The organism is Flavobacteriales bacterium, from assembly GCA_020435415.1.
Lineage (GTDB): Bacteria > Bacteroidota > Bacteroidia > JACJYZ01 > JACJYZ01 > JACJYZ01.
On sequence record JAGQZQ010000002.1, the window covers coordinates 36,337 to 48,475 of the forward strand.

The window sequence follows — 12,139 nt, forward strand, 5'->3', positions numbered from 1 at the left end:
TCCATGTCTACATCTCCTCTAGTGATCAATGGCACGGAAGTGCTTCCCGGCGAACGTAAAATCATCAACCTGAATATTGCCAGTCTGCCCAGCCGCACACCCATTGACATTCCAATACACATCTTCCGGAGTAAAAAAGAGGGACCAACGATGTTGCTTCTGGCTGGCATGCACGGAGATGAGGCCGGTGGAATTGAGATCATACGTCGCATCATCAGTGACGCCCGAATGAAGCGCCTTCTTAAAGGAACGGTGATGGCCATCCCAATTCTTAACATGTATGGATTCCTGAACTACTCCAGGGAGGTTCCGGACGGAAAAGATGTAAACCGCAGCTTTCCCGGTAACAGGGCAGGATCTTTGGCCAGCAGGGTTACATGGCATTTTGCCCACGAGATCATGCAATTTGCAGACTACATTATAGATTTTCATACCGGAGGTGCAAGTCGGAGCAACTACCCTCAGGTTCGATGTGTGTTGGACAGGGGTCCCATTGAAGAAATGGCGGTGGCCATGGGTGCGCCCTTTGTGATCAATGCCAACCTTAGGGACCGGTCACTGCGCTGGTATGCCACAAAAAAGGGGATTCCTGCCCTGGTATACGAAGCAGGTGAATCGCTGAGGTTTGACGAACATGCCATCTCGGAAGGAGTAGATAGCGCCTTTCGGTTTATGAAGCACCTGAAAATGATCTCAAAGGCCCCACAATCAAACAATGTAACCATCCTTCGAAGAAGCGGTTGGATCAGGGCCAAATCGGCAGGCTTGTTCAGACCGTTTGTGGAAAGTGGTGAGAAAGTACGTAAAGGTACCATTATAGGTACCATCTCAGGCCCGTTTGGCGACTACAACAAGAATGTTCGCGCGAAAGAAAGCGGTTACATTATCGCGGTAAACCATATGCCAGTGATCAATCAGGGCGATGCACTGTTTCACATGGGATATGTTTCTGTCTAGAAGTTAGTAGATAGTACTTAGTAGTTAGTAGTTAGTGCATTGACTACGCGAAAGGAGGTTTGCCTTCTGTTATGCCTGGGATCTGGACGCTGAGACTTTGGATGTTAGAAGATACCACATTGGATCATGGAATCCGCATTGACCCTCAACTAACTACTAAGTACTATCTACTAACTACTTTATACTATTTCGACATATGCACCTGCACCTGCGGGAATGGGATTTCAATGCCCTGTTCGTTGAATGCCTTATAAACTTTGTCGTTCATATCAAAATAGACAGCCCAGTAATCAGGCGATTTCACCCAGGCTCTTACCACAATGTTTACGGAACTATCGGCCAGTGCGGAGACTGCGGTAAACAATTCAGGGTCTTTGAAGATACGTTCATCCTGTGAAGCAAGATTTGCGATGATCTCCCTGGCTTTATCTGTGCTTGTTCCATAACCGACACCAAAAGTCCAATCCACCCTCCTCTTGTCTTCCGTGGAATAATTGATCATCGAATTAGTGGCTAATTGTCCGTTGGGTATGATGATCGTTTTAAAATCAGGTGTATTCAAAATGGTATTGAAAATCTGAATCTCCTTTACGGTACCGGTATACCCGGATGCTTCGATCACGTCACCTACTTTATACGGTTTGAAGATGAGGATCATCACACCACCGGCCAGGTTTTGAAGTGTTCCGGACATCGCCATACCGATGGCAATACCTGCCGCACCAAGGAACGCAATAAAAGAGGTCATTTCCACCCCGAGCGTACCCAGCACACTCAGCACAAGCATGATCTTCAGGAGGGTATTGATCAGGCTTTTCATGAACGGTTTCAATGACGGATCCAGGTGGCGCTTTTCCATCACCGTATTCAATCCACGGACCACACCCCGGATCACCCAAAGCCCAATAACCCATACGGCAATCGCCACTAAAAGACGACCACCAACTGTGTACCCCCAGGTACGTGCCAACTCAATCAATTGATTGGGATCTGTAGATAGTCCCACGGATTCTAATTCATTCATTGCAAGTGATTTTTTACCGGATTTACTCCGGAGATTGTTCTACTTTCTTTTCACCATGTTCGTATTCGGCTTCTTCAGTCAGGTGGCCTTCTTCATCAAACACCCTATAGGTACCATGAGGTTCACCTTTATCGTCATAGCTCATACTTGCCTTGGTGGTGCCATCCGGGTAATAGACCACCCATTGACCCGATCTGACGCCGTTGGCAAAATTACCCTTTCTGTTCAAACTTCCATCGGGGTGGTAAAAAAACCACATTCCGCTTTCCTTTCCTTCTGAAAAAGAGCCGGTTTGTTTCGGTTTCCCATTCGGATAATACAGGAGCCATTCTCCGGTGTACATGCCCTTGCTATATTGGCCCTGCATATATAATTGCCCGTTTGGATGATAGAAGTACCATACTCCATCACGTTCTCCGTTTACATAATGCCCTTTTTCATACGGTATTTCCTTTTTCCCAGAGGCTGAATCGACCGTTGCACTGTAGAAAGACTCATACAATCCTTCGATCTTATTATGGACATAATTGCACCTGTTCATCAATGAACCGTCGGGATGGAAGCCCTGAAACGGACCATGAAGCTGACCGTTTTCGTAGAAGCATATCTTTTGAACACTGCCGTCGGGACCATCCTTGTAATAACCGGTAAACAAACTATCATATACGCCGTTACGCTTAAATGATTTTTCACGGATATGACCGTTATCAAACCAAACCTGCTGGGAGCCCTGTTCTAAATCATGTCTTATGGTTTTGATAAAATGCCTGTTTCCATTTTCGAAATAAGACTCCGATTCACCGTGCAGATGCCCATCCACGTAATCGGTTTTCTCACGAAGTGAACCATCCTCATAAAATATTTTCACCTCTCCGTTGACAAGATCATTTTTATAGGGTATCTCCTGATAAAGTGATCCGCTTTCATAATACACCTTTAACCGCCCCTGCAATCTTCCTTGCTCATATGGAAGTTGCTGCTTCAGCTTTCCATTGTAATGGTAGTCCTTCCAGATACCAACCATATTGCCATGCTCATACGTTCCTTCCTGCCAAAGCGTGCCGTTGTCATAATAGATCCGGTATTCACCATGACGCACATTCTTACCATCTGCGTCCTCATACGTCCAGGTTTCCCTGACCTGGCCGGGCACATCATCATAATAAGTGGTTTCTGTATGTTGCGCCTTTATTTCCGCCCCACACACAAAGGTGCAGACCACAAAAAGGATAATGGATTTCAGAAAAAATGGATGATAATAGGTCACGGCATATTTATTCAATCATGATCTGAACCGCCTCCAGCGCCGAACGATGGCCATAATCCAGAACAGCTGCCAGGGCATACTTCCGGCCTTTCTTGATATCCGACTTTGGAATGGTAAGTTTGAAAACCCCTTTACTTCCAGGCACCAGCGTTTTCTTGGTGGGTGAATAGCGGATCTCTTCTCCTGACTGGATGTCGGCCAGCACCAGATAGACTTTGGACTCCAACATTTTATCACCGGAATTCATCACTTCTACTTCGAATTCTCTTGAGGCAGGGTCTTTTGAGATCGGTAGCTCAGTCAGGTTCTGAATTTTTCCCTGGAAATTCGTATTGGATTTGGGAGACTGGCTTACAAAGATCACGATTCGCGGTTTCAGGAGCACACCGGCTGCCACGTTCTTATCTACATCCAGCGAAGTACGCTCTGTGGCAGCTTGTACATAAATAATTCCCCACCGGGTTTCCGAACCGTTCTTTGGTACGGTCATGATCACATTCACTTCAGCTTCTTCATTGGGTTTCAACTCCAGAAAACCAGGATTCACGCTGATCCAGTCCGCACAACTTCTCGATGCTGTTCCTGGAGGCAGTCGTTTCTTTTCTCCGTTATCATCCACCTCATAATCACCCAATTTGAATTCAAAATGCTGGGTTGTATTGGCATGATTCCGGATCAATACTTTTTCCGTGGCGATCCCTCCGGGCTCCACCGAAAAGTTCAACACCACCGGCGACACCTCAAAATCCTGGGTATATGCAGTGACATGTACCAGGAGCATGGCTAAAACAAACGCCCATTTTATGCGGATTTCAACATTTTTGATCATCATGGTCATAGGTCAATAATACACATTTGTGATTTTCAAAGATAATGATTCATGTGCTCAACAACAGTAATCGTTTATGCAAAGAAAAACTTACAAATTATCGGGTTAATTGGTTGATTAATCGAAACTTTTGCGGAAAACATACCCAAAAATACATATCCATCAACACTTTACGTAACCCGTCTGGAACATTACCAGTATAAACCACTGCATTGGTGTCCAAACCAAAAAACCAAATTGTATAACAAACAAACAAACAAACAAACAAACGTTATGAAAAGGAACTTACTGTTTATTGGTATGCTGGGTATTATATCCCAGGTATCTTTCGGACAGGCTGTAAGGGATAGACAAGTGATTCCTGTAGCCGTTAACTTGAACCAGGTATTGCGTATGACCATTACGAATGGCGGCAATATCGAGTTCGTATTTAATACCATCGATGATTATAAGAATGGTTTATCTGGGGACCAGGGTACATCATCTTCTGCGAACCCTGCAGCTTCCGAGCCTTTCTATAAGTCAGACTTCACCGTAGCTTCTTCCACCCGTTGGAAAGTGACCTATGGTTCAGAGGAAGCCACTTTCATCGGAACCGATAATCCGGCCAATACACTGGCACTTGATAATGTTGGCTTTACCATCGTAAACGGTGGTGGACACAACTTTGAAGGTACAGGTCTGGCCAAGGCAACCACCGCGGGTGCAGAGCTTTTCAGCACACCTACGGACAATGCCAATACCGGAACCGCGCTACAGGCGTATCCCGTTGACCTGATTGAGGACAATGATGATGCGACCAGCGCCAACGCCGGTGATGCCACCGACAACTCTTTCCAGTTGGTATGGCGCTGCGGAACCGCAGAGGCCTTCACAGTGAATCCGATGAATACGGTCAAGCTGATCGATCAGCAACCGTCTCCAACACCGGATCGCTATGTGACCAATGTGTTGTTCGAATTGGCCATTGACAACTAATCCAACAATTCGTTATGCGAAGGGACCAGCCGTACTTAACTGTGCGGCTGGTTTCTCGTATAATACTTCAAGTTTCGAGACCAGTCCGTGATCACTAAAAACTGAACACAGGAAATTGAAAGGCATGGTCAAATTATCACTGGTATTGCTGCTTACAACATTCGGGTTAAGTGCCTATGCACAAGACTGGAACACCGCACGGTTGAGTATACTTTCAGGAGGAAATATTCCCTTCTATTTCAATACCCTTGACAAATACAATAGCGGTATTGAAGTAACCAACGGCACCGTGCTTGGTATCAATATCGCAGATTTGCCCACAGATCCGCCAACCCCGAATTCAACACTCGTAGGCTGGTCTCTTGAATTCAATTCCTACAATGGTGCCACGGATCTTCAGGGCAGCGGTGCAAACACACTGCCGCTGAATACCATTCAACTTGAGGCCACCAACAACATTGGCCTGGATCCGGCTGACGCCACCTACTACGGACTAAAAGACCTGACCGTAGCCGGTGAAGTTCTGATGGAAACAACCAATGCGGCACACTTGAACTGTGACTGGACAACCCACCAGGTAAATATCACATACCAGGCAGGAATGGCGAATGGAAGTTTGTTGGGAGAAACACCGGATTATTATGTCGTGGAAATTGAGATCATTCTTATTCCACAATTTTGATTGACTGGTCCTAAAAAATGAAAAAGCGCATCCTCCACTTAACAAGCCTCCTGCTGTTTGCTACGGCGGGTGTTCTGCTTGCCCAGGATACGCTGAACACAAACCCTGCGCCTGGCGAGACCATTGACAGTACCAACACAACACCACCAGACTCTGCGGGAACAGCAAAAAAAGAGGACCCTAACAAGGTACTCGTCTTCACGCGCGATCATATCGAACAAAGCGCAGATTCTACCTTTTTTAATGTATTAAAGGTCAAGAACACATCATCTGAACCGATGACAGGAACCATAGAGTTCTTTGTCCCTTTCGGTTGGGGAATCGCATACACACCCAAGGCAAGGTATACCATCGCTCCCGGACAAACAGAATACATTCCATTCAGATTATCTATCCCGGGAGAAGCAAAGGGCGGAATGGCACATGTGGTTAACGTTACCTTCAGAACCAACCAGGCACTATACTCCGAGAATTGCTATATCAAAATCATACGAAAGAGCAGGTGGAGCTTAAGCACCAATGCCAACGTGGTTTACTTCAATGCCTACTATAACGACGTTCAATTCAAGGTCATCTTGTCTAACAAAGGGAATACACCAGAGGTGGTTTACCTGCAATTTGATGTTGGCAAAAATCTGATCATGCCGGAATTCAACGGTGTAAAGAATGCCAGATACGTGGAACTACCACCCTACACCGATACCACGCTGACCTTTGCCGTGGGAGGTGCTATGAAGGATGAAGATACCCCCTCATACCTTGAACAGATATGGAAAGAATCAACGGTGACCATTAATGCTTCGACAGACTACACCAAACTCAAGGAAACGATCTGGTTCAAAAAAGTGGATAGCGAATATATCAACACCAAAGAGCAATCTGCGTCGCCATTGAATGCTGAAGTTCAGTTTTACAACCTGATGAGCACGGCTCAACCAAGAATCAATACTTCCGTATTCGGGTCTGTGCTGTTTCCGGAGTCCAGGGAAGTCAATTATCTGGTGAATGCCAGAAATATTCCCTTTTCCCCTGGAGGAAGCAGAAGTGGTATATTCGTTGAACCTCAGAATTTAACGGCCTATGTACGTTACCGCGATACCAAATGGAATGTGATTGCCGGGGAAAACATTATTTCAACGGGTATCTTCAATTCCAGCGGTAGAGGCGTATCTGCCAACTACAAATTTAACAGGGACTACGATGTATACGCTTCCGCCTTTCAAAACACCCTGTATCCCATCTATAACTATTCGGTCGGAGGAAGCGCCCTGGTATTAAAAAAGTTTCGGGTTAGCAGTGGTCTGAGTTATGAAGACAACCAGCGGAACAGTACTTCTTCCCTCGCTTATCAATTGATGACCGGCACGACGCTTTTCAAAAAGCATTCCATCAACGGCGGTGTGATCCTGGGGCGCTCCACATTTAACAAAACCCCTACCATTCCATCTTCATTTGACACAACCCTGTATGGATTCCGATACCGTCTCTCGTACAACTTCTCGGGAACCAAACTAAAGGTGAATGCCACCACCACCGGAAGCACCAGGTACTTTGCACGTGGTGGCGGAAACTCAAATGCCAGGGCTGCATTCATGTATATGCTGGATAAGAAAAAGAGGGTGAATCTCATTTATGATCGCTATGGTCAAATGGCCAGCAGATTTCCGGATATTCTGTATTATGATGGCAACCGGTTCGACCATGATATGGTTCGGTTGACATTATCCGAAAACCGCAGTCAGAATTTGTATATAGAAACCGGTCCCACAGCCCGCCGTACAAAACGGTCTGCATACTATCCCGCTTACAATTTCACCACCCGTACCCTGAACACTTATGCCGGCATGTATATTTCAGCCAGGTACAGCATCTCCAACACTCAATCAATCACACCCACGGCCATTGCGGGATATTCATTCATTAAGGAAACCAATTTCGATTCCGTGCAGGTTTTTACTCCGGACAGGGGCATCTTCAGCACGAATTTAAGTCTGAGCTATCGCATGCGTCACTGGACCTTAGGCGCCTATTATGTTTACGGATCACTGAATATTGTAGATGCCCAATACCTGATCCAGACCGGTAAAATGAATCAGGTATTTTATCTGCGTCCCAACTACGAGCGTTGGTTGCGGAACAGGACCCTGAAGATCTCACTGTACATGAATTACAGCATCAGAATGCCTTCTAACCGCGAAAACAGCAGCATGAGCGCCCGCATTGACGTGTTCTCAAAGAAAGGTTGGATATTCTATGGCATGGGCAATGCCTTTATCAATTCATGGACGGATATAGAAGAAGGAAGACAATCCTATAAGACTTACAATTTCTCCCTTGGTGTGAGAAAATCATTTGACCTGCCCCAGCCCCGGTTGAAATATTACAATGTAAAAGTAGTATGCTTCCGTGACGTAAACGGAAACAAAAAGAAGGATGAAGGTGAGCCTATGATCGCTAATATCCTGACAGACATCAAACGCCTGGAATATGACAAAGCCCGTGGTCATGGTAACTTTGCCCAGATGGAATTGCTCACCGGACCCAATGGTGAGATTAACTATTACAATCTGCCGGAAGGAAGCTACCGCCTTACATTCCTGCCGCTGACCAACCTCGGGGATCTGTATAATGTGAATGGTGACAAGCAGACCATTGTGGTGAAAAGTCACACCACGGTTTACATTCCTTTTGCCGCATCCTACAAGATCAAAGGAAAGATCGTGCTGTTAAGGGATAAATTCAGCAGCGACGGCGCCATCAATGTGGAAGGTATACGCGTGACCGCAACGGGTCAGAATGGTGATACTTATAGTGTTCTGACCGACAAAAACGGAGAGTATATATTGAACGTACCCCAGGCGGGCTATTTCACGGTGAAAGTAAATAACATCTTTGGTGACCGGTTCAAATCGGACAAGGAAGAATTCCTGATTGAGTTCAATGGTTTTGATACCTTTAATGTGGACTTCACTTTCACGGAGAAGAAACGCCAGATCAATCTGCAGGGAGGCGATTACCAATTCCAGTTCCTGAAGGGAGATAATCAGGAAGAAGATGATGATGGCGGAGAATAACCGTGCCTTACAGATTGAATTTATCCGCTACAAGTTTCCTGCAGTATTCCCTTATCTCATCTCTTGTATCAGCGAATGCCTTTTTGATCTCCCCTTCTGACCCTGTTGCCTTTGCGGGATCCGTAAAGCTGTGATGCACCCTTTCCGCTTCAGTTGGAAACCATGGACAATTCTCACGTGCATGATCACACACGGTAATAACCAGATCAAACGGCACTTCCCGATATTCATCAATATGATTAGATGTGTGTCCGGAGATATCGATATGATCCTCCGCCATGGTTTCTATAGCCCTTGGATTTACGCCATGGGTTTCAATGCCTGCACTGTAAATGGCATGTTTTCCTCCCGTAAAATGCCTGAGGTAGCCTTCGGCGATCTGACTTCTGCAGGAATTTCCCGTGCATAAAACCAGAATATTCTTCCTATTCATTTATTAAGCGTTATTATCATTAATGGTATGTTTTGACTGTAAAAAACGGCAAAGCAGAACGGCAGTGGCAACTCCGGCTAGCGGTCCTGCCAGATAAATCCAGAAGCCATTCCAATGCCCCGACATAATTGCGGGTCCCAGTGTTCTGGCTGGATTCATGGAAGCCCCGGTAACAGGTCCGCCAAATAATGCCCCAATCGTTACCGTTGCGCCTATTGCAATGGCTGCGGTAATGCCCTTTTCTTTTGCGCCGGTTGATACCGAAAGAATCACCATCATCAGGACAAATGTCAGGATAACTTCCACGCCCAATCCGGTGAAGTACCTGTCATTGACAGGGATCGTCTCTCCAAACGTAGCTGTTTCTGGAAACAACAACCACAACAATGCGCTTGCTGCAATCGCACCAATACCCTGCGCCAGGATATACATGGATACTTGTGATCCGGGAAATCGTCCTGCCAGACTAAACCCAATCGTTACAGCAGGATTCAGGTGTGCACCGGAAATATCACCCACCGCATAAATCATCACCATCACGATCAGACCAAACATAGCGGAGATACCGATATGCCCTAGCAATTCTCCGTAAATGCTGTTAATAACCACCGCCCCGGTGCCAAAGAACACCAGGGCGAAGGTTCCGATCAATTCAGCCACCCACTGACGTTTCATGCGCAGCAGCCATCACCACAGCATGCTTCCGCTTTTCTTCCGAAAACTGTAATGCTGTATATTCCGGTACTGCCCGAACGAAACGTTTCGATCTGATCCTTATCCATGTATTTTAAAAGAATATCATCAGGAATAAAGATGACCTTTTCCTTTTGGACCGTAATGTCTACAAATCCTGCTTTGCTGATTAAATCCAGATACGTGCCTTTCTGGATGGCACCGGATACACAACCGGCATACATCTCCGCAGCCTGCCTGATAGCTTCAGGTAATTCGCCTTCCAATACAATATCCGAAACGCTGAAGTGACCTCCCACCTTCATGATCCGGAACATTTCCGAAAACACGCGGGGTTTATCCGGTACCAGGTTCAGCACGCAATTGCTGACCACCACATCTGCCATTTCAGATTTCATCGGGATATTCTCCAGATCGCCAAGGCGGAACTCAACGTTACCATAATCCAACTTGGCGGCATTGGCTTTTGCCTTGGTGATCATGGCCTCAGAGAAGTCGATACCGATCACACGCCCGTCGGCACCCGTGGCAGCCCTTGCCACAAAGGCATCGTTACCTGCTCCGGATCCAAGATCCACAACAGTATCACCCTCCTTAATTCCGGCGAATTCCGTTGGGAGTCCACACCCGAGGCCCAGATCCGCATCAGGAACATACCCATCCATTGGGCTGTAGTCATCAGTCATTATATTATACACTTCGGTGGAGCATTCACCCGCTCCGCAACATGAGGACCGGTTTACGGATACCTCCTGGTTCGCAATGGCCGTATACTTCTGACGGACCATTTCCTTTAGTTCATTATTATCATTCATAACATCGCATTTAGACGATTATACATAAGCTCAGCAACAATCCTTCATGGATGGCTTCACATTGAAGAAAGCTTCAAATATTTCCCTGGACTTCCCCCAGGCCTCCAGATCAATACAATAGCACACACTCTTCCCATCTACGTTCCCTTTAATAAGACCTGCGCTCTTTAATTCCTTGAGGTGCTGAGAAACGGTAGATTGCGATAAAGGCATCTCATTCACAATGTCTCCGCAGTAACAGGATTCCTGTTCAAGCAAAAACCTCAAAATAGCCACTCTTGCAGGATGTGACAACGCTTTTGCAATCACTGCTATCCGGTTATCCCGAAGACTAAATTCATCTGACTTTGATATTCCCATATCGCAATATTACGATTAATAAGTATAACTACCAAACTTTTTTAGAAAAAAGACACATTTGCTCTTCAAACAGGTAAGATCAACTCACATATTAGTACAATTACTTGCAGATCATTCAACAAGAAATTGGTATAAAGACAATGTTTTATAGAGAACAGGCGCCTGCAGACCTTATCTCATTCACCCGAAACAGATGGTATTCTAGCCATTTCACACACAACCCATCCTACCTCCTATTGTCTTCAACCGCCAGTACATCTAAGAAAAGACATAGTTCAGCCAGCGTGATGGATTGCTTAAAAAATTGATTTCTTACAAATGGCAAATCTCTGATCTCAATTGGCTTACATTTAGCGGTGCATAAATGACCGCTCAATAGCATACATAACTAACTTTAAAAAACAAGATTCATGGAAGGAACGATTGGAGAAATCAGAATGTTCGGGGGAAACTTTGCCCCGCGTACCTGGGCCCTGTGTGATGGTCAACTGTTACCCATCTCACAAAACACAGCGCTGTTCTCAATACTGGGAACCACCTACGGAGGAGACGGACGAACCACTTTTGCCTTGCCCGATATGAGGGGAAGGGTAGCCGTTCACGCCGGAAGCGGCCCCGGTTTATCAACTTACAGGCTCGGACAAAAAGGTGGAATTGAGCAAACCACATTAAACGTATTGAACATGCCGTCACACAATCACACGGCTGTTCCAAACCTGACCACCACGGTACAGGTAAACAATTCCGATGGAGAAGACACACGCCCGAATGGAAACTTTCTTGGACAACCTACCTCAGGTGACCTTTACATTGATTCGGCCGGAAGTAATCAAAAACTGGGTGGAGTAGCCACCTCCGGCACCGTGGACATTGGCAACAATGGCGGCAGTCAACCATTCAGCAATGTACAGCCGTTCTGTACGGTGAATTACATCATTTGCCTGATGGGTATTTTTCCTTCAAGAAACTAAAATCATAACCGAAAAGGAGGGGAAATTTGCATCACCCCTCCTTTTTTCTTCTCTTT

Annotated in this window: 12 protein-coding genes; 5 read left to right on the forward strand and 7 right to left on the reverse strand. The window is 45.9% G+C overall.

What is annotated here, in order from left to right:
• Positions 1–3 precede the first annotated feature (3 nt).
• Complete coding sequence (locus KDD36_00880) at positions 4–957, forward strand: succinylglutamate desuccinylase/aspartoacylase family protein (protein ID MCB0395172.1); 954 nt, start codon at positions 4–6, stop codon at positions 955–957.
• 184 nt (positions 958–1,141) lie between these two features.
• On the opposite strand, the gene KDD36_00885 is transcribed toward KDD36_00880, so the two are convergent.
• From KDD36_00885 to KDD36_00895, 3 genes are read right to left on the reverse strand one after another with little or no spacing between them, the layout of a single operon-like run.
• On the reverse strand, positions 1,142–1,981 hold the full coding sequence (locus tag KDD36_00885; GenBank protein MCB0395173.1) for a mechanosensitive ion channel: 840 nt from the start codon (positions 1,979–1,981) through the stop codon (positions 1,142–1,144).
• Positions 1,982–2,003: 22 nt separating this feature from the next.
• On the reverse strand, positions 2,004–3,263 hold the full coding sequence (locus tag KDD36_00890; protein ID MCB0395174.1) for a toxin-antitoxin system YwqK family antitoxin: 1,260 nt from the start codon (positions 3,261–3,263) through the stop codon (positions 2,004–2,006).
• Positions 3,256–4,080, reverse strand: a complete 825-nt coding sequence (locus tag KDD36_00895) for a hypothetical protein (protein MCB0395175.1) — start codon at positions 4,078–4,080, stop codon at positions 3,256–3,258. The genes KDD36_00890 and KDD36_00895 overlap by 8 nt, the downstream gene beginning before the upstream one ends.
• A gap of 270 nt (positions 4,081–4,350) precedes the next feature.
• On the opposite strand from KDD36_00895, the gene KDD36_00900 reads away from it, so the two are divergent.
• The 3 genes from KDD36_00900 to KDD36_00910 all read left to right on the forward strand — a co-directional run bounded on the left by KDD36_00900 (position 4,351) and on the right by KDD36_00910 (position 8,811).
• Positions 4,351–5,055 carry a hypothetical protein gene (locus KDD36_00900; GenBank protein MCB0395176.1) on the forward strand — a complete coding sequence of 235 codons (705 nt, stop codon included), beginning with the start codon at positions 4,351–4,353 and terminating at the stop codon, positions 5,053–5,055.
• Positions 5,056–5,179: 124 nt separating this feature from the next.
• Positions 5,180–5,737, forward strand: a complete 558-nt coding sequence (locus KDD36_00905; protein MCB0395177.1) for a hypothetical protein — start codon at positions 5,180–5,182, stop codon at positions 5,735–5,737.
• Between the two features lie 17 nt (positions 5,738–5,754).
• The gene (locus tag KDD36_00910) at positions 5,755–8,811 is read left to right on the forward strand and encodes a hypothetical protein (protein ID MCB0395178.1); all 3,057 of its coding nucleotides are present in this window, start codon (positions 5,755–5,757) and stop codon (positions 8,809–8,811) included.
• A gap of 7 nt (positions 8,812–8,818) precedes the next feature.
• Here KDD36_00910 and KDD36_00915 read toward each other — a convergent pair whose 3' ends face one another.
• The 4 genes from KDD36_00915 to KDD36_00930 are packed head-to-tail and all read right to left on the reverse strand — an operon-like array spanning position 8,819 to position 11,112.
• A complete protein-coding gene (locus KDD36_00915; GenBank protein ID MCB0395179.1) occupies positions 8,819–9,244 on the reverse strand; it encodes an arsenate reductase ArsC in 426 nt (141 codons plus the stop codon).
• 3 nt (positions 9,245–9,247) lie between these two features.
• Positions 9,248–9,928 carry an aquaporin gene (locus KDD36_00920; protein ID MCB0395180.1) on the reverse strand — a complete coding sequence of 227 codons (681 nt, stop codon included), beginning with the start codon at positions 9,926–9,928 and terminating at the stop codon, positions 9,248–9,250.
• Positions 9,916–10,752 (reverse strand): arsenite methyltransferase, encoded by an 837-nt coding sequence (locus tag KDD36_00925; protein ID MCB0395181.1) that lies wholly within the window; start codon positions 10,750–10,752, stop codon positions 9,916–9,918. The genes KDD36_00920 and KDD36_00925 overlap by 13 nt, the downstream gene beginning before the upstream one ends.
• 30 nt (positions 10,753–10,782) lie before the next feature.
• Positions 10,783–11,112, reverse strand: a complete 330-nt coding sequence (locus KDD36_00930) for a winged helix-turn-helix transcriptional regulator (protein ID MCB0395182.1) — start codon at positions 11,110–11,112, stop codon at positions 10,783–10,785.
• 410 nt (positions 11,113–11,522) lie between these two features.
• Between KDD36_00930 and KDD36_00935 the strand changes: the two genes are divergently transcribed.
• Positions 11,523–12,083 carry a phage tail protein gene (locus KDD36_00935; protein MCB0395183.1) on the forward strand — a complete coding sequence of 187 codons (561 nt, stop codon included), beginning with the start codon at positions 11,523–11,525 and terminating at the stop codon, positions 12,081–12,083.
• The last annotated feature ends 56 nt before the right edge of the window (positions 12,084–12,139 follow it).